Consider the following 18373-nt stretch of genomic DNA (forward strand, 5'->3'; position numbering starts at 1 on the left):
TGTCACTCCCGTCGAGCCCGCCGACGCGGTGCTCCATGAGGGGCGACATGCCGGGGCCTGGGGCTGACCGGGGGCCTGCCGGCGCCACTCGTGTGGTGGGCCGCGAGCCGGTCCTGGAGCTTGGCGTTCCGGAACTGGTGGACGGTTCCGGTCTGACGCAGCAGGCCGAGCCGGTGGGCGTCCTCCAGGAACCGCATGAGGCGAAGCGGCGCCATCCGGCGCGAGCGCAGGTACAGCAGCGCCACCAGGTACGTGCCGCTGCAGCTCCTCAATCCGATCATGAGGGCGAACGTGAGGCCGAACAGCAGCCCATAGCTGACCCCGTTCACGGGGCCGGCCACCATGCCCGTCGCGAGCCCGAAGGCCAGACCGACCGCCAGCCCCAGGGTGTGGGCCTCCAGGCACGCGACCAGCAGATCGCGGCGAAGTGACTGGCGCGGGGTCTGCGGCGGGCCGGTGGCCTGGGGGACGCGCGACCAGTTCCGGATTCCCAGCCCGACCCCGAACGTGAGACCGAACGTGATGCTCAGCGCGTAGTACATGCGCGACTGGTCGGTGAGGCCGTCCGTGACCACGTACACCGCCTCGTTCCCCAACGCGCCCGCCAGCACGTCCACGAGCCCGACCGCCGGTCCCAGCAGCAGCCCTCCGGCGAACCAGATCGCGACGTGCCGGAGCAGGGAACGGGCACGGCCGCGAAGCCGGAAGTCGGCGTGGACGGGTTCGGCGTCCGGCCCGCCGGCGCCGAAGAAGCCGGTCGCCAGGCCGTACGCGAGTCCCACGCCGAGCCCGTCGGCGAGGCCGATCGTCAGCCCGTCCGAGAGGCCGTCGCGGAGCCCGTCGGTGAGCGCGTCACCGAAGCCGCACGTCAACGCGAAGAGCAGGCCGCCGACGAGCCACTGCGCGGCCCTGCGCAGGCATTGGTCCCGCCGTCCGGCGGTCGCGCGGGCCGGTCGCCAGGTGAACACCCGGTGCATGACCACGAAGGCCGGCCCGTACGCGAGCGCGTTGCCCAGCTTGTCGCTGATCCCGAAGATGACCAGGTTCGTCAGTGCCAGGGTGACACCGGCCGGCAGCCCGACCGCGAGGGCGGTGAGGTTGTCGACGGTGCGGCGCGGCAGCATCCCGGGCAGGTGCCACCAGGCGATGTCGGTGGTGCCGGCCGCCCGCAGGTGAAGCGCCAGGTACGACAGCCAGCGGCGGACGTCCTCCGGCCGGTGGGCGCGGCGCGGCCGTGACGGGCGGCCCTCGTCCCGTGCGTCGCGGTTCGCGGGGACCAGGGCGTCGACGAGGTCGTCGAGCAGATGGTCGACGATCGCGCCGGGGCCGGTGAAACGCGACGCGTCCAGGAGCGGGGCCGGGTCGGTCCGCGTGTCGACGTAGACCTTGCGCAGGAGCCACAGGGCCAGCGGGGTGGCGAGCGCCCGGGTGAGCGGCGTGCGCTCGCCCGCGGCGAGGGCGGCGAGCAGGTCGGGCCACGCGCCGCAAGGACGCGGCGGCAGGCTGTGGGTCACGTAGGCGGCGATGTCGGCCGGCCGCAGGGGGCGGGGCTCGACGACCGCCCCCGCGGTGAGGACGTCGCCGCCCGGCGCGTTCACGGCGGCCTCGTACTCGGCGGTGCGGCAGGTGAGGATGACCGGATCGTCCTCGGTCAGGGCCTCGTTCAGCGCGCTGATCACTTTCGGGCGCGATGGTTCGGGCAGCTCGTCCAGACCGTCGAGGACCGGCAGGACGCGGCGTTCGCGCACCAGGGCCCTGGGCGCGTCCGGGCCGAAGGCGGTCGCGCGCAACGCCGGATAGGTCTCGGTGAGCCGGCCGGCGAGCCACTCGTCGAACGACACGGCGCCGGGGTCCCAGCCCGACAGCGACACCATGACGGGGACCCGCTCTCCCGGCCGCCGTTCCTGGAGCAGCCGGCGCAGCAGCAGGACGGCGAGCGTGGTCTTGCCCATGCCCGGCTCCCCGAGGATCACCAGGCGGCGGCGGGGCAGGTCACGGTACGCCCGTACCAGGTCGGCGACGCGGTCGCTGCGGCCGTCGAGCCGCGGCCGGTCCGCGCCGAACGGGAACCTGCGAGCCCGGACGACGTGCGCGGAATGATCCATCACGGGCAGCTCGGTCAGCCGCCACCGCACGGCCATCGGAGCCGGATCGTCCAGCCGGCGGACCCGGATCTCCTCACGCCACTGCTCCGACACCAGCCCGGCCAAGGTCTCCCGGGCCCGATCGAGCTGCTCGGGAGTGGACGTCCGCGCGTCCCGACCCGCTCGCCGCCACCCGGCGACCACGCTGGGCACGAGCGGGACGACCGCCAGGGGGATCGACGCCAGCTGAGCCCAGTTCGCCGCGGTCTGCAGCCCGCTCCGGCGCAGCACCACGACCAGACCGATGGAGATCGTCAGGATCAGCACGCCCAGGGCCGTGGCCCCCAGACTCCGCCACCACCCCGACCGGTAGCCCGCCACGATCACATACTGTCAACGCACATGGCCCGTCCGCACGCTGGGCAAGCAGACAACTACCTTTCGTCACGCTCCTGCGGCCGACGCCGCCGCCGGGTCGAGTGCCGTACGCCCCGGAGCGCTGCTGCAGTCCTCGCTGGTAACGGGCACAATGTCTGGCGCGGTCATCTCGCCCCTTCCGCCCTGGCCGGTGAGGGAGCGCGAGACGACCTCCTCAAACCACGGCGACACGTCCGTCCAGGCGTCACCGGGTACGAGGGCATTCGGTTCCTGACCCGTGGACGTGAAAATGGACGCTGAGACACAAGAGGCCCCTGGAAGGCTCACGAACATTCGGCTGAGGCTGTCCAAGGCGCAGGACCGGCCCCCGGCGTCGGTGTTCGTCGTCGGCACCCTGTTCTCGGGCTCGACGCTGATCGGGCGCGACATGACCACCCGCATCAGGAAGGCCCACTACGTCGGCGAGCTGAACAACTTCACGCAGTTCCCGGACCTCAGCCACCCGACCTCCGGACGGGAGTGCGGCCCCTGCTCCCTGCTCGGCAGGCAGTGCCGGCACTTCACCGACGCGCTGCGGGAACGCGTGACGTACGACGACATCCTCGGCATGCACGGGCAGTTCGCGCGGTCGCTCGGCGTCTCCGTCATCATCGACGGCAGCAAGTACGTCGCATGGCTGCGGCGCGCCGTCGAACAGCGGAGCGCCGACCCGGCGAACCGCACCCCGGTGAACGTGATCGCCACGGTGCGGAACCCGATCGCCTTCGCGATCAGCCACCGCAACCGGACGGGCGAGCCGCTGTGGCAGGGAGCCGAAATCTGGCGGGACACCTACGTCGACGCCCTCCGCACCGTCAACACGTTCGGGCTCCCGGTCCTGACGATGCGCTACGAGGACTACATGGCGGACCCGGAACGCTCACTGGAACGCCTGAGCGCCTTCCTGCATCTGCCGCTGGACGCCGAGCCGGACAACACCAGGCTGCACGACACCGGCGGGAACTGGAGCTCCTTCGTGCCCTACGTGGGCAAGGACCAGCTCGACAAGTTCATCGAGCGCCTGGACGGACCCGGGCGCGCGGAGGCGGAGAAGTTCGTCGCCCACGCGCGGGCGTACTGGAATGACGAGAAGCCCAGGGAGGACACCCGCTGGCATCGCAGCCTCAACGCCGGTGAAGCCAACTCGGTCCTGAGCACCCCCGGACTGGTCGACGTGGCGAGCCTCCTCGGCTACAACGTCGCCGAAATCGTCCACACGGCCGTCCGGGGGCGCGACTGAACAGGAGACAAGGCGCGAGTGGTCACGTCACCAGGGGCTGCTCTTCCAGTTCGGTCAGTTTCACGGTGCACAGGCCGCCGCGCTCGGCCTTCGTCTCCGTCACCTTGAGCCGCGTGCCCGGCGGGAGGATGAATTCCTCCTCGTCGGTGAACGCCGAGAAACTGCGGATGCCCACGGCCCGGGCGGGGGTGATCTCGAAGAGCGTCCGCTTGCCGCGGCCGCCGAGGAACGCCCGAGCCACGCCCAGCTTGGACGTGCAGGAGGACACGCCCCACCACGTCACGGTCCGGCCGAGCGGGTACTGCGCGCGGAGGTCCAGCGACACGCCCCGCCACAGCGGCTCCCTGCGGGCGGGCAGCCGGGACACCGCCGAGAACAGCAGCCGCAGGTACGGCAGGTACGGGACGGCCTTGCTCCGGTCCGGGTCGCGCAGCGTGGCGTTGATCCGCCGGTAGAACGCGGACTCGCAGGTGTAGAGGTAGAGCGCGGCGATCTCGTCGGCGGACGGGCCCCCGGCCGCCGCGTCGGCCTTGCGTTTGCCGAACTCGTGTGACGACTGGACGTGGTGGTCGAGACCCGACAGCAGCTTGGCGACCGGTGCCACCGCGTCACGGAAGTCCATGAGCGGGGTGTCGAACACGCCCGTGATCGGGGGCAGGACGAGCCCCTCGTCTTTGACGCTCGCGAGCCGTTCGAGGTAGAGCTGGTGCAGTTCCATGGTGGAGGCGATGAACGCGCTCATGCGGTCGGCCGTGTCCGCGTCCGTCCCGCCGGACTCCGCCGCCTGCTTCTGCCAGCCCCTGCTCGGCAGCCAGTCGATCTCGTCGGCGCCCAGGGAGGCGAGCGCCGCGTTCACCATTCCGAAATGGTCGCCCTCGCAGAAGATGTCGCCCTGCGCCGCCGGGTTGGGGTGGTCGATGTGCCGGACCTCGACCTCGGGGTACTTCTTCTGGAGCCGGAGGACGACCTTTTTCAGGTTGCGTGCGTGCGCCCCCCACCACGCGAACACGACGCCGCGGTCGTCCTCGTCCGCGTTCTGCTTGGCCCGGAGGATCTCCTCGATGATCCGCTCGACGACCGGACGCCAGAACGCGGTGTGCCGATCGGGCCCCATCGCCCCGTCGCCGCTGGCGGTGAGCGCCGAGTTCAACAGCAGCACGCCCTGCGTGAGCATCGCCTGGAACCACTCCGGCGGCTGGACGGTGTCCCGCTCCTTCAGCAGCGCACGGATGTCGGCGATCGGGGTCTTCTTGGGGATGCCGTACTTCCACATCGCCGCGGCCTTGATGATGCAGCGGATGCTGACGACCCTGCCGAACTGGCTGTCCTTCCAGTCGTGGAAGGTGTTGTCGAACATCGCGATGCCGGTGGCGCTCTCCGGCCGCGGGTAGGGGTTCTGGCCGAAGACGACGACCTTCCACTTGTGCGGCGGGTTGGGCTTGAGCGCCTGGAAGGTCAGTTCCCGGACGGGCACGATCTGCGGGCCGCGCCCCGGGCCGACGAACGTGGCCGCGTCCGGTTGCGCCTCGATGACCGGCTTCAGCAGCGGAAGCCATGGCTCGCCGCCGCCCCTGAACAATTCGGCGAGGGCGAGCGGGTCATTCGGGTCGGGCTGCGCGGGGGTTTCTGTGTCGCTCATCGTAAGGCTCCGAATTGTCGAACCGTGCTGGTGTCGGGGCGTGACCGGACGAGGCGGTGAATTTCCACGTGAAAGGCGCTGGACGCGATGTGGAGAACCCGTCCTGTCCGTTGGAATGGTGGGTTCTCCCGCCGCGGGTGACGGCTTTCAGGGCCTCGCCTGCGGAAGGCTGGCGGCAGGCTAACACCAGGTCAGAGCGTCCGCAATCGTGACGACAGGGGACGGATCTCCGTCCGGCGGTCGTTTTGTCGGTGGGGCGCGGTAGCGTCGTGAACGGTGGAAAGTCCGTCCCCGGATCGGAGTGATTCATGTCCGTCAATCGCGTGCCGTCGCCGCTCAGGGTGGTGCTCACCGACATCAACTCGAAAGTGGTGGATTCATGGCGGGCGGCGTTTGCCGGCACTCCTGGGATCGAGATCCGTAAGGGCTCGATTCTCGACGAGCACGTCGATGCCTGGGTCAGTCCGACCAATTCCCGCGGCCGGATGGACGGCGGCGTCGACGCGGTCATCAAGAGGCACCTCGGGGCGGGCATCCAGCTGCGCGTGCAGCGGGCGATCCGCGACGAGTTCGACGGCAGGCTTCCGGTGGGCGGTGCGGTGTGCGTCCCGTCCGGCGCGACCAATCCCCGGTTCCTGATCTCGACGCCCACGATGGAGCGGTCGTCGCAGAACGTCAGCGAGACCCTGAACGTGGCGCTGGCGTGCGCCGCGGCCTTCCAGGCGATCCACCGTCAGAACCAGGACGCTCCGGGCAGCATCACGTCGGTGGCGCTGGTCGGCATGGGCGCGCAGACCGGCCGGGTCCCGGCACGGGTGTGCGCCAACCTGATGTGGGCGGGCTACACGCTGTTCAACGACTACCGCTTCACTGACTACGACGAGCTGCGCAGCACGATCGTCGCGCAACTCGACGACATCGAGAACGCCCCCGAGGACCAGCGGGTGCGCATCCAGCCGCCCAAGCGTCCCGCCTCCCGTCGCTGACACGGCGGACGCCCCGCCCCTCCTGCTGGCACGGTGACACGGCCTGTCGTGGGACGAGCGGCGGCCGGAACGCCCGGCAGCCGGGCATCGGCCCGGTACGTCGGCGTTCGTGCCGTCCGGGGCGGTCGTCTCGTCCGGAAGTCGTTACGATCAGGGGCCACGGCTGCGTCGCGGAAGGGAATCATGTCCGATCAGTACGAGGCGGTGTTCGCTCGATACGACACCGATGGGGATGGGCGGCTCACCGTGGAAGAGGTGACCGCGGCGATCGCGGGGATGTTCCCGGCGGCCGAGGTGAATGATCTGTCCGGGATCGTCAGGGCGCTGTTCGCCGAGTACGACACCGACAACGACGGTCTGCTGACGGCGACCGAGTTCGTGCCGCTGGCGGAGAACCTCCCCGAACTCGGCTCGGAGAACTGAACGCCCGGGTGACACGGACCCGGTAGTCCACCGTCGGGCCCTTGCCGGTTGTTCGCCGTCAGGGGCGGCCGGCGGACGCCGCGTCCCATCGAGCCCATCGCGTCGGCCCGTCCCGGCACCGTGTCCCTGGGACTGGCCGACGCGCGTCCACGGCCGCACGCGCCCGCGCCGGTGGCCGCCGCGGTGAGGCTCGGTGCGGCAGGGCCCGGCGCGCCACTCACACGCCGCGTTGGCCGGCGCGCCGCGACGTCCCGTGCCCCGACCGCTGGGAACGGCACTTCACCAGCTGTCCACCACCGGGCTGCCGACGTCTAGCCCTTCCCCGGCACCGGCCACAGGCGTACGGTGTCGTCCCCGCCGCCGGTGGCGACGGTACGGCCGTCCGGGCTGAACCGCACGCTGAAGATGACGCCGTTGCTGCCGCTGAGCGTGGGGCCGATCTGCCGGTGGTCGGCCACGTTCCACAGCCGGACGGTGGTGCCCGAACCCCCGGCCGCCAGGGTGCGGCCGTCGGGACTGAACGCCACGGTGTAACAGCGGCCGTCGCAGCGGTACGGGGCGCCGACCTCCTGGTGCCGGGACACGTTCCACAGGCGTGTGATCTCACCGCCCGCGACGGCCAGCGTCCGTCCGTCGGGGCTGAACGCCACGCCCTGCGTCCAGGAGTCGTGCCCGGAGAAGTTCTCCCCGAGCTTCTTCCGGTCGTACACCTCCCACAGTTGCGCCAGGCCCTGGGTGTTGCCGGTGTCGAGGTTCTTCTCGGTGCCGGTCGTGCCGATGGCCAGGGTGCGGCTGTCCGGAGCGAACGCCAGGGCCTCGACGCCGCCGGCCTCCGTCTCCAGCAGCGGCCCCACCTTCCCGTCGTCCAGGTCCCACAGCCGCACGGACTGGGCCGAGTTGCTGGTGGCCAGGACGCGGCCGTCGGGACTCAGGGCCATCTCGGTGAGCGGGCCGAGCCCGGTCTCGAAACCACTCGAACGGCCGCGGCCCGACATCGGCCAGATCCTGAGGTAGCCGTCGTCGCCCGCGGTGTACAGGGCGCTGCCGTCATGGCTGATCGCCAGAGCGTTGAGGCCGTCGGGGTGACGGATGGGCGTACCGCGCTGCTTCCGGCTCGGCACGTCCCACAGCCGGACCGTGCCGTCGTCGCTCGCGCTGGCCAGCGTCCGGCCGTCCGGGCTGAACGCCACGTCGTACACGGCCGCGGTGTGCCCGCGCAGCTGCCAGTGGGCGGGCGGGGCCGCGGATCGGGACGGCTGCGGGGCGGTCCGCGCGGCCGACCCCGGCCCCGACCACGGCGCCACGATCACGACCGCGGTCACCGCCACCGCCACGGCGAGTGCGCCGCCCGCGAACGATACGCCCCGGCGGGTGCCGAGGACGGACAACAGGCCGCGGCGGGCGCCGTGCGGGCCGGGCACCGGGTCGATCACGGTCGGCGTCTGCGGCGGGCCGGCGACGGGCCCGAGCATCCTCGCGATCGCGGCCCGCCGTTCCTCGATCATCTGCTGAACCGCGGGCGCCCAGGGCCGGGTGGCCGGGGCGACCGCGCCGATCATCGCGGCCAGCCGGTCGGGCGTCGGCCGCTGCTTCGGATCCTTGGCCAGGCAGGCCGCGACGATCGGGCGGAGCCGGCCGGGGACGGCGGCCAGGTCGGGTTCGGCGTGCACCACGTTGTAGAGCGCCTGGGCGATGCCCGGGCCGTCGAAGGGCCCCTGGCCGGTGCAGGCGTACACCAGCACCGAGCCCAGCGAGAACACGTCCCCGGCCGCGGTCCCCGGCCCCTCCTGGGCCTGCTCGGGCGACATGTATCCGGGCGTGCCGGCGAGCGGGGAGGCCTCGGCCTGGTCGCCGCCGTCGGCCTCGATGGCCCGCGCGACACCGAAGTCGATCACTTTCGGGCCGTCCGCGGCCAGCAGCACGTTGGACGGCTTGAGGTCGCAGTGCACGAGCCCGGCCCGGTGGATCTCCAGGAGCGCGGCGGCCAGCCCGGCCGCCAGGCGCAGCGCGGCCTGCTCGGGCAGCGGACCGGCCGCCCGGACCGCCTCCCGCAACGACGGCCCCGGCACGTACACCGACGCCAGCCAGGGGGACGGCGCGTCCGCGTCCGCGTCGAGCACCGCCGCCGTGTACGCGCCGGACACCGTGCGGGTGGCCGCCACCTCGTGGCGGAACCGGTCGCGGAAGCCGGGGGCGCCGACGAGCCGGGCGTGCACCAGCTTGAGCGCGACCAGCCGCCCGTCGGGCGCCGACCCCAGCAGCACGCGGCCCATCCCGCCCCGGCCGAGCTCGGCGAGCATCCGGTAGTGCCCGACCCGGACCGGATCGGACGCGGTGAGCGGCCGCATGGGCAACCTCGATTCCGGTACGGCCGCCCCCGCGGCCGGTGGCGAGCGGCCGGTGGACGAGCGGCGGGTGGGCGGGGTGGGTCAGCTGCTGGTGCGGTCGGCGACGTTCCACAGGAACACGGTCTTGTCGCCCGCGGTGGCCAGGAGTCTCCCGTCCGGACTGAACGCCACGGCGCTGGCTGTCTTGACCCCGCTGGTGAGCGGTTTTCCGAGGGGCGCGCGCTTGGCCACGTCCCACAGCCGTGCGGTGGCGTCGTGGCTGACGCTGGCCAGGAACCGCCCGTCGTGGCTGAACGCCAGCCCCTGGATGACGTGGGAGTGGCCGCGCATCGGCTGCCCGATCGGCGTCCTGCTCTGGATGTCCCACAGTCGTATGGTCGTGTCCCAGCCGCCGGTGGCCAGCGTCCGGCCGTCCGGGCTCATCACCGCGTGGGCGATCTTGGCGGTGTGTCCGAGGAGGGACTGACCGACCTGCTTGCGGGAGTCGGCGTCCCACACCCGGATGAGCTGGTCGTCGGGAATGGCCAGGAGCCGCCCGTCGCCGCTGAAGGCGATCTGCGTCATCAGGTTGACCTTGTCGAAGGTCAGCGTGCCGGTCTTGTCGCGGGAGTCGGTGTCCCACATCTGCAGCATCTTGGTGCCCGCGGCGGCCAGCGTGTCCCCGTCCGGGCTGAAGGTCACGTCGCTCACCGGGCCGGGCCGGTCGCTGAAGTCGAACATCGGCACGCCGAGGGTCTCACCGACCTGGCGGCGGGTCTTGACGTCCCACAGCTTGACGGCACCGTCCACGCTGGCGGTGGCCAGCAGCTCTCCCACCCTGTCGAACGTCGCCTTGCGGGCGGACTCGGCGGCCACCTTGAGCGGTTCTCCGGAGATCTGCCGGGCGCGGACGTCCCACAGCCGCACCGTGCCGTCCTCGCCGGCGGTGACCAGCAGCTCCCCGCTCGGGTTGAACTCCGCGTAGTGGATCGAACCGGCGTGGCCGGTCAGGGTGGCCAGCGGTGACGCGGCCGCTCCGCCGGACGCACCGCTCCGCCTGGGTTCGGGCTTGTCGTCCCCGCGCAACGCCCACGCGATGGTGCCGCCGATCGCGCTGAGGCCGAGGACGGCGCCGCCGCCCGCCATCAGCAGAACGCGCCTCCGGTCAGGCCTGGCCGGAGCCGCACCGCCCGGACGTCCGCCCCCGGGGCCGGGCGGCTGCGCCATGCCGACGCCCCCCGGCGCACCCGCCGGAACGCCGGAGGGAACACCGTAGGACACGCCGGGCGGGACACCGGGGTGAAGGCTCGGTTGAGGGCCGGCTGAAACGCCGGGGTGAGAGCCGTGGTGAGAGGCCGGTGGGACTCCGGGGTGAGAGCCGGGGTGAGGAGCCGGTGGAACGCCGGGGGGAACGCCGGGCGGTCCGTGCGGCGCCTGGGGTTCAGGGGCGCGGAGCAACCGGGCGACCTCGGCGTCCTGCCGCGCGATGAGCTCGTGCACCGGTGCCGGCCAGGGGCGGGCGGCCGGCGCCACCTCGCCGATCGCGTTCAGCAGGTCGGCGGGCTTCGGCCGGGCGGCCGGGTCCTTGGCCAGGCACGCCGGGACGATGTCGCGGAGCCGGTCGGGGAGCGTCCCCAGGACGGGGTCGGCGTGGATCACGTTGTGCAGGGTCTGCGGGGTGTTCCGCGCATGGAACGGTCCCCGGCCGGTGCAGGCGTACACCAGCACCGAGCCCAGCGAGAAGATGTCGCTGGCGGTGGTCAGCGCCTGGCCGAGGGCCTGTTCCGGTGACATGAAACCGGGGGTGCCGACCAGGGCGCCGGTGCGGGTGACCTGGGTGCCGTCCTCGATCTCGGTCGCCCGCGCGATGCCGAAGTCGATCACCCGCAGGCCGTCGTCGGTGAGCAGCACGTTGGACGGTTTGAGGTCCCGGTGCACCAGCTCGGCCCGGTGGACCTCGATCAGCGCCGCGGCGAGGCCCGCGGCCAGCCGCAGCGCCGGCTCGGCCGCCAGCGGGCCGATGGTGTCGACCACCTCGCGCAGCGACGGCCCGGGCACGTAGACCGACGCCAGCCAGGGCTCCGGCGCCTCGGCGTCCGCGTCGATCACCGCCGCGGTGTAGGCGCCGGCGACCTTGCGGGAGGCCCGTACCTCGCGGCGGAACCGGGCGCGGAACCCGTCGTCGTTCACGAACTGCTCGTCCACCAGCTTGACCGCGACCAGCCGCCCGTCCGGTCCGCCGCCCAGCAGAACCCGCCCCATGCCGCCCCGGCCGAGCTGGGCGAGCATCCGGTAGTGCCCGATCTGAACGGGGTCCGACGTCTCCAGCGGTTGCACAAACCACCTCCCGGTCCTCAGAAAGACAATACCGTCTGAGTGATCGAGTGGTATGTCCTTTATCGTGGTCGGATGCAGGAGTCCGGGGCCCGCCGCCTGCCTCGCGGGCGCCACGCTCTGCCACGCGCGGAGGTGCAGCGCATCCAGCGGTCGCGGTTGTGCCGCGCGATGGCCGATGTGATGGCGGAGAAGGGGTACGTGGCCACGTCGGTGGCGGACGTGCTCAAACGCGCCGTGGTGTCGCGGCAGAGTTTCTACGAGCTTTTCGAGTCCAAGCTGGACTGCTTCATGGCCGCCTTCGAGGCGGCGGGCGAGCTGCTGTTGCAGCGGATCGCCGAGGCGGTCGACGACGGCGCGGGCTGGGCGCGCGACGGCGGGCCGCCCGCCGAGGCCGCGGGGGACCGGCTGGGGTTGTTCGAGCGGGCGATCACCGCGTACCTGCGCGCGCTGTCCGAGGAGATGTCCTACGCGCGGCTCTTCCTCGTGGAGGTGCACGCGGCCGGGCCCGAGGCGCTCCAGCGGCGCGCCGGGTTGCAGGACTACATCACCCAGGCGCTGGCCGACCTGCTGGGAGTGACGGACGAGGCCGGCCGCTTCGCCTGCCACGTGATCGTGGCGGCGACCAGCGCGATGGTGACCTCGGCCGTGGCCGACAACGACCCGGACGCGCTACGGGCCCTCGGGCCGCGCCTGATCGCCCATGTGCGCGTTCTGTGGGACGCCGGAGTCCTCGCCCCGTCCACAGGGCAGCCCGACGGCGCCTGAGCCGGCGGGCCGGCTCTGAAGTCCGGCGGTTTCAGGGGTGTTTCAGAAGTCCGGTTCGGGGCGGAGCGGCACTCCCAGGCCGATATGGGGCTCCCACAGGAGGAGTGCCAGCGCATACAGGCCGATGACCAGGACTGGCGACAGCCATGCGGCCACCCGTGAACGGCGCCCCTTCCGGAACAGGACCCACAGCACGAGGGTCGGTGCCAGCGAGGCCGCCACCCCGAGGACGTTGAGGACCGGACCTGGGCGGTGTACGCAATCGAACGATCCTTGCCCGCCTCCTTCACAGACTTCGCCGAGGACGAACCACACCGCGAGCGTGTACAGCCCGCCCAGCAGCCACGCCCCCACGCCGAGCACCAGGCCGAATCTCTGTGCGGTGCCGATGCCCCCGTAGGCGCTCTCCGCACGTCCGGAGTCGCTCTCCGCGCGTCCGGCGTCGATCATCGCCAGGGCGAACAGGACCGCGATGACACCCGCGAGGGCCAGCGTCCCCGCGTGCCATCCCAGCCCCCACATGCGGTCGGGCTCCGTAGTGCCGCGACCGTCATCGCCGAGGAAGGACAGCACCCTCATGGCCAGGGCTGTGATGGCCGCCAGGCCCACGCCGACGACGCCCGCCTCGTACAGCGGCCGCCAGGCGCCTGTGATCACCACGCGGTCAGTCATCTCCAGCCTCCCGCCACAGCCTGATTCCGTACCCCGCTACGGCCACCGTCCGCCCGTCCGGGCTGAACGCGACCGCGTCGATCCTGCTGACGTCCTCGTCGCCGGTGTTGACGACGGCGAGGTACCGGCGGTCGGCGACGTCCCACAGCCGCAGGTCCTGATCTCCCCCGATGGCCAGGGTCGCGCCATCGGGGCTGAACACCGCCGAGTTGACCCTGTGCTGGTGCCGCGAGGTGACGACGGCGGTACTCCGGCGGGCGGCCACGTCCCACAACCGGATCTCCCCGTCGTCTTTCGCGTTGGATCCGCTGGTGGCCAGGGTCTTTCCGTCCGGGCTGAACGCCACCGAGCGGAGCCGATGCCCGTGCGGGGCGGCGATGGTGGCGGTGTTCCGCCGAGTGCCCACGTCCCACAGCCGCACGTACTCGCTTCTCTCGATGGCCAGGGTCTTTCCGTCCGGGCTGAACGCCACCGACCCGTTCGCGTCGCCGGGCTCGGTGATGGTGACGGTGTTCCGGCGGGTGGTCAGGTCCCGCAGCTGAACGTTCCCTCCTGCGACGGCCAGGGTCTTACCGTCGGGACTGAACACCACCGATACGGCGGAGTTGCCCTGAGGCACCGTGAAGGGGTTCGACACCCGTCCTGCGGCCAGGTCCCACAGCCAGAACTTCTCGCGGCCTCCGCCGATCGCGACGGTCCTGCCGTCCGGGCTGAAGGCCACCGACGTGACCGGGAAGGTCCGCTCGATGGTCTTTCCGCGCTCCGGGCCCGGCACCCTGCCCGTGTTGGGGACGGTGATCTCGTTCGACATCCGGCGGGCGGCCACGTCCCACAACCAGACCTTCGCCTCGGCGTGCGGCCCGGTGTTGTGCTCCCCACCGACGGCAAGGGTCTTCCCGTCCGGGCTGAACGCCACCGAGGAGGCGTTGTAGCCGGGAGGGAGGAGACGAGCGGTTGAATGCACCGGTATGTGCTGATATGACGCATTCCAGAGCAGAACGCTCGCCAGGATCGCGGCAAGTCCCGCGACGAGCAAGGCCCACCACGGCCGATTCCCCTGCATAGCCCGGCCATTATGGGGCGTTCGTCTCCGGCCGACCACTGCTTCTCCTCCTCCACCGCCGCCCTGACCTGTCCCCGGCTCCCGGAGAACCTGGACCGCATCCCACTTCCTGTCGACCTCACCACACCGTGACGGAAAGCGGCACCCGCGCCACCAAGATCATGTAATTTCCGTGATCTCCCCATCGCAAGGGGTGGCGAGGCGAGCCAGGAGGACGGGTGTCACAGGAATTCCGCCGACGTGACTTCGGCAAGCTCATGGGACTGGCCGGGCTCGGCCTGGCGGTGCCCGCCCTGGCCGGAGGCTGCTCGACGCAGTCGCGCCCGGCCGCCCGGACGGGCGCCGCGGCGGCTCGGACGTGGCGGGTCTCCGGGACGGCGGGCGCCGGGCTGGACGGCTTCGACACCGCCGTCAAGAAGCTGATGCAGGACCGGAACATCCCGTGCGGGGCGCTCGCCGTGATGCGCGGCGGCAGGCTGCTGCACGCCCGCGGCTACACCTGGAGCGACGACACGTCGCTGAACGTCCAGCCCACGTCCCTGTTCCGGCTCGCCAGCCTCAGCAAGCCGATCACCGCGACGGCCGTCATGACGCTCGTCCAGGCCGGCCGGCTGAGCCTGTCGGCGCCGGTCACCGACCTGCTGACGCTGACCCCGCCGCCCGGGCGGTCGCTCGACCCGCGTCTCGGCAAGGTGACGGTGCGGCGCCTGCTCCAGCACCTCGGCGGCTGGGACCGCGACATCTCCGGCGACCCGACGTACAAGGACCGCGCCATCGCCGAGCTGCTGGGCGTCCCACTGCCGATCACCCGGGAGCACATGGTCCGCTACGGGGCGGGCCTGGCGCTCGACCACGACCCCGGCACCACCTACGCCTACAGCAACTACGGCTACCTGCTGCTCGGCCAGATCATCGAGAAGGTCTCGGGCATGGGGTACGCCGAGTACGTCCAACGCCACGTCCTGGCGCCGGTCGGCATCACCCGGATGCGTCCCGGCAGGACCATGCGGGCCGACCGCGCGCCGGGCGAGGTCCCCTACTTCTCGCAGCGCACCGGCCCGTCGGTGTTCGACGCGGCCGGGACGACCGTCCCCGCCCCCTACGGCACCTTCAACGTGGAGAACCGGACCGCGATGGGCGGCTGGCTGGCCTCCGCCGTCGACTACGTGCGCTTCACCACGATCCTCGACGGCGGGACGAGCGTGCTGAACGCCTCCTCGATCGCCTCGATCTTCGCCAAGCCGGAGACCGGGTTGAACTCCGGCGGCTCCTACTACGGCTTCGGCTGGCAGGTCCGGGACGTGACCGGGGGCCGCAACACCTGGCACGACGGCGCCTACGACGGCACCAGCACGATCGTGACCCGCCGCTACGACGGCGTGACGTGGGCGCTGCTGTTCGACCAGCGCGACGACCCGTCCGGCCTGCCCTACACCTACACCGACTTCAGCGCGCCCTTGCACACCGTCGCCAACGGCCTGAAGACCTGGCCGACCAAGGACCTGTTCGGCGACTATTTCTAACCGAACCCGTGAGGCGCGCGGTCCGCCACCAGGGAGGAAAGTGTCCGAGCCGCTCGACGGAATGGCCGCGTTGCGCGTGCAATTCGACCAGGCACGGACCTCGAAGCGCGATCGCGGCGGGGTTGTCCCCCGTGCGAGCTACACACGAGTGTCCACCGTGCGGTGAAGATTCGGGGCTGACGAATCCATAGCGTTTCTCCACGTCGCCGCGGCGCTCCGGCCGCGGAATCTCGCTAAGGAGTCGTCATGCGCCTGTTGGTGCAACTCGTGGCCGTCGCGGCGGTCGCCTTCGTCGGCAGCACGGCCGTCGCCGCGGTGGAGGGCAACGCCCTGCTCACCCTGGTCCTCGGCCTCGCGACGGCCGTGCTGGCGGTGGTCGTCTACGGACGTGTGGTGCGGTGGACCGAGCGCCGCGCGCCGGTGGAGGTGGCCGTGAAGGGCGCCGCCGCCGCCGTCGCCCGCGGGCTGGTGATCGGTGTCGCGATGTTCGCGGCCGTCATCGGGAACATCGCCTTCAACGACGGCTACCGGATCGACGGGCTGGGCTCGCCGGAGGGCGCGGCGGGGCTGGCCGGCTTCATGGCCGCCGCCGCCGTGACGGAGGAGCTGCTCTTCCGCGGCGTCCTGTTCCGGATCATCGAGGAGCGCATCGGCACCTGGCTGGCGCTGTCGCTGACCGGCCTGCTGTTCGGCCTGTCGCACCTGACCAACCCGCACGCCAGCCTGTGGGGCGCGATCGCGATCGCGATCGAGGCCGGCGGCATGCTGGCCGCCGCGTACGCCGCCACCCGCAACCTGTGGGTGCCGATCGGCCTGCACTTCGGCTGGAACTTCGCCGCGGCCGGCATCTTCAGCACCGAGGTCTCCGGCAACGGCGCGACGGAGGGGCTGCTGCGCGGGGAGACGTCGGGCCCGGCCCTGTTCACCGGCGGTGAGTTCGGGCCGGAGGCGAGCCCGCCCGCGATCGGGTTCGGCGTGCTGCTGACGATCGTGTTCCTGTGGCTGGCCCACCGGCGTGGCAACCTGGTTCCCCGCCGTCGGCGCACCGCCCCGGCCGCCGCGACCGCTACCCTCTCCCAGTGACCGATCTTCGGCGCATTCCGGACCTGTGGCGGCGGTGGGACGTCACGGTACGGGACCTCCCGTTCGCGCTGCTGCTCACCGTCGTGTCACTCCTGCCGGCGTTCCACAACCAGGGGACGCAGGTGGGCGACCTGCCGGCCCGCCCCTTCGACGAACTGGCCGTCGTGGCGGTCGCCCTGCAGTGCCTGCCGCTCGCCGTGCGGCGGCGGTGGCCGGCCGTCTGCGTCGCCCTCGTGGCGCTCGGCTTCGCCGTCGACCAGCTCCGCGGCTACCACGCGTACGCGGGCACCGCGCTGCCGATCGCGTTGCTGAGCGCGGGCGCCCATCTGGAACGTCACCGGCGCGTCACCGCCGTCCTCGCCTCGGTGGCGTACGTGCCGCTGGCGGTCGCGCTCGGCCGGCTCGGCTCGGGCGCCGGACCGGAGGAGTTCGTGACGTTCTACCTGGTGCTGGCGGGCGCGTGGGGGGTCGGGTCCTGGATGCGTTCCACCCGGGCGGCCGAGGCCGAACGCCGCCGTCGCGTCGCCGAGGCCACCCGCGCCGCCGAACGCGCCCGCATCGCCCGGGAACTGCACGACGTGGTGACCCACCACGTGACGGCGATGGTCGTGCAGGCCGAGGCGGCACGGTACCTGACCGCCGTGCCCGATCGTCTCGACGAGACCCTGAGCGCCGTCACCGACACCGGCCGACGGGCCATCACCGACCTGCGGCACCTGCTCGACCTGCTCAATCCCGACCACCAGGACACCGGCGACAGGACGCCGTCCGTCGGCGACCTGCACGCGCTCGTGGAGCAGACGCGCCGGGCCGGGCAGCCGGTGGAGTTCACCGAGGAGGGCAGGCCGGCGGAGACCACCGGAAGCGCCGAGCTGGTGGCGTTCCGGGTCGTGCAGGAGGCGTTGACGAACGCCCTCAAGTACGCCCACGGCAGCCGCACGGAGGTCGGCGTGCGCCATGGCGAAAAGGAGATCACCGTGGAGGTCAGCACCGACGGCACCGGCTCGAGCGCCGGCTCTCCCGGCGGAAGCGGGCGGGGCCTGGCCGGGCTCCGCGAACGGGTCGACGCCCTGGGCGGCGAGTTCACCGCGGACCGGCGGCCGGACGGCGGCTTCGTCGTGCGGGCCCGCATCCCCGCGGGGAGCCCGTCGTGAGCGCGCCGATCCGGGTCCTGGTCTGCGACGACCAGGCGCTGATCCGCACCGGGTTCGTCACGATCATCGATGCGCAGCCCGACCTGGAGATCGTGGGCGAGTGCGGGGACGGGCGCACCGCGGTCGACCTCGCCCACCGCCTGCGCCCGGACGTGGTGGTCATGGACGTGCGGATGCCGGTGCTCGACGGCATCGAGGCGACCCGCCTGCTGGCCGGTGCCGGGGTGTCGAAGCCCGTCAAGGTGCTCGTGGTGACGACGTTCAACCTGGACGAGTACGTGTACGAGGCGCTGCGGGCGGGGGCGAGCGGGTTCCTGCTCAAGGACGCCCCGCCGGCGCAGCTGCTGCACGGCATCCGCACCGTCGCGACCGGTGCCGCGCTGCTGGCACCGGAGGTGACGCGGCAGCTCGTCGGCAAGTACGCGGCGCGGATCCGTCCCGCCGAGACCACGCCGGGCGACGTCGCGTTGACCCCGCGCGAACTGGAGGTGCTGCGCCTCATCGCCAACGGGCTGTCCAACAGCGAGATCGCCGCGACGTTGGTGATCAGCCAGGAGACCGTGAAGACGTACGTGTCGCGCATCCTCACCAAGCTCGACCTGCGCGACCGCGTGCAGGCGGTCGTCTACGCCTACCGCAGGGGCCTGGTGACCTGAAGCC

The 18373-nt window shown here is 72.0% G+C and carries 14 protein-coding genes; 8 read left to right on the top strand and 6 right to left on the bottom strand.

Annotated elements, in window-relative coordinates:
- Positions 1–2: 2 nt before the first annotated feature.
- Positions 3–2465 carry an NACHT domain-containing protein gene (locus ABD811_RS33850; protein WP_344955916.1) on the bottom strand — a complete coding sequence of 821 codons (2463 nt, stop codon included), beginning with the start codon at positions 2463–2465 and terminating at the stop codon, positions 3–5.
- A gap of 286 nt (positions 2466–2751) precedes the next feature.
- On the opposite strand from ABD811_RS33850, the gene ABD811_RS33855 reads away from it, so the two are divergent.
- Complete coding sequence (locus ABD811_RS33855) at positions 2752–3741, top strand: hypothetical protein (RefSeq protein WP_344955918.1); 990 nt, start codon at positions 2752–2754, stop codon at positions 3739–3741.
- A 22-nt stretch (positions 3742–3763) separates the two neighbouring features.
- Here the strand turns inward: ABD811_RS33855 and ABD811_RS33860 are convergent, their stop codons facing one another.
- A complete protein-coding gene (locus ABD811_RS33860) occupies positions 3764–5380 on the bottom strand; it encodes an ADP-ribosyltransferase domain-containing protein (RefSeq protein ID WP_344955919.1) in 1617 nt (538 codons plus the stop codon).
- 308 nt (positions 5381–5688) lie between these two features.
- Between ABD811_RS33860 and ABD811_RS33865 the strand changes: the two genes are divergently transcribed.
- Together ABD811_RS33865 and ABD811_RS33870 are read left to right on the top strand one after the other, a co-directional pair.
- Positions 5689–6366 carry a macro domain-containing protein gene (locus ABD811_RS33865; protein WP_344955921.1) on the top strand — a complete coding sequence of 226 codons (678 nt, stop codon included), beginning with the start codon at positions 5689–5691 and terminating at the stop codon, positions 6364–6366.
- A gap of 183 nt (positions 6367–6549) precedes the next feature.
- Entirely contained in the window at positions 6550–6789 is a 240-nt protein-coding gene (locus ABD811_RS33870) for an EF-hand domain-containing protein (RefSeq protein WP_344955923.1), read from the top strand.
- 311 nt (positions 6790–7100) lie between these two features.
- Here ABD811_RS33870 and ABD811_RS33875 read toward each other — a convergent pair whose 3' ends face one another.
- Together ABD811_RS33875 and ABD811_RS33880 are read right to left on the bottom strand one after the other, a co-directional pair.
- A complete protein-coding gene (locus tag ABD811_RS33875) occupies positions 7101–9137 on the bottom strand; it encodes a protein kinase domain-containing protein (protein ID WP_344955924.1) in 2037 nt (678 codons plus the stop codon).
- A gap of 81 nt (positions 9138–9218) precedes the next feature.
- Positions 9219–11453, bottom strand: coding sequence for a WD40 repeat domain-containing serine/threonine protein kinase (locus ABD811_RS33880; protein ID WP_344955927.1), 2235 nt, complete (start codon positions 11451–11453; stop codon positions 9219–9221).
- A gap of 72 nt (positions 11454–11525) precedes the next feature.
- Between ABD811_RS33880 and ABD811_RS33885 the strand changes: the two genes are divergently transcribed.
- Entirely contained in the window at positions 11526–12218 is a 693-nt protein-coding gene (locus ABD811_RS33885; RefSeq protein WP_344955929.1) for a TetR/AcrR family transcriptional regulator, read from the top strand.
- 42 nt (positions 12219–12260) lie between these two features.
- On the opposite strand, the gene ABD811_RS33890 is transcribed toward ABD811_RS33885, so the two are convergent.
- Together ABD811_RS33890 and ABD811_RS33895 are read right to left on the bottom strand one after the other, a co-directional pair.
- Complete coding sequence (locus ABD811_RS33890) at positions 12261–12890, bottom strand: hypothetical protein (protein ID WP_344955930.1); 630 nt, start codon at positions 12888–12890, stop codon at positions 12261–12263.
- On the bottom strand, positions 12883–13854 hold the full coding sequence (locus ABD811_RS33895) for a WD40 repeat domain-containing protein (protein ID WP_344955932.1): 972 nt from the start codon (positions 13852–13854) through the stop codon (positions 12883–12885). The genes ABD811_RS33890 and ABD811_RS33895 overlap by 8 nt, the downstream gene beginning before the upstream one ends.
- A 317-nt stretch (positions 13855–14171) precedes the next feature.
- On the opposite strand from ABD811_RS33895, the gene ABD811_RS33900 reads away from it, so the two are divergent.
- The 4 genes from ABD811_RS33900 to ABD811_RS33915 all read left to right on the top strand — a co-directional run bounded on the left by ABD811_RS33900 (position 14172) and on the right by ABD811_RS33915 (position 18369).
- The gene (locus ABD811_RS33900; protein ID WP_344955934.1) at positions 14172–15476 is read left to right on the top strand and encodes a serine hydrolase domain-containing protein; all 1305 of its coding nucleotides are present in this window, start codon (positions 14172–14174) and stop codon (positions 15474–15476) included.
- A gap of 246 nt (positions 15477–15722) precedes the next feature.
- Positions 15723–16559 (top strand): CPBP family intramembrane glutamic endopeptidase, encoded by an 837-nt coding sequence (locus ABD811_RS33905; RefSeq protein WP_344955936.1) that lies wholly within the window; start codon positions 15723–15725, stop codon positions 16557–16559.
- Positions 16556–17713, top strand: coding sequence for a sensor histidine kinase (locus tag ABD811_RS33910; protein ID WP_344955938.1), 1158 nt, complete (start codon positions 16556–16558; stop codon positions 17711–17713). Before ABD811_RS33905 ends, ABD811_RS33910 begins: the two co-directional genes overlap by 4 nt.
- Positions 17710–18369, top strand: a complete 660-nt coding sequence (locus tag ABD811_RS33915; RefSeq protein ID WP_344955939.1) for a response regulator — start codon at positions 17710–17712, stop codon at positions 18367–18369. The genes ABD811_RS33910 and ABD811_RS33915 overlap by 4 nt, the downstream gene beginning before the upstream one ends.
- Positions 18370–18373 lie beyond the last annotated feature (4 nt).

The sequence above is a fragment of the Actinomadura miaoliensis genome (assembly GCF_039536785.1).
GTDB classification, from domain to species: domain Bacteria; phylum Actinomycetota; class Actinomycetes; order Streptosporangiales; family Streptosporangiaceae; genus Spirillospora; species Spirillospora miaoliensis.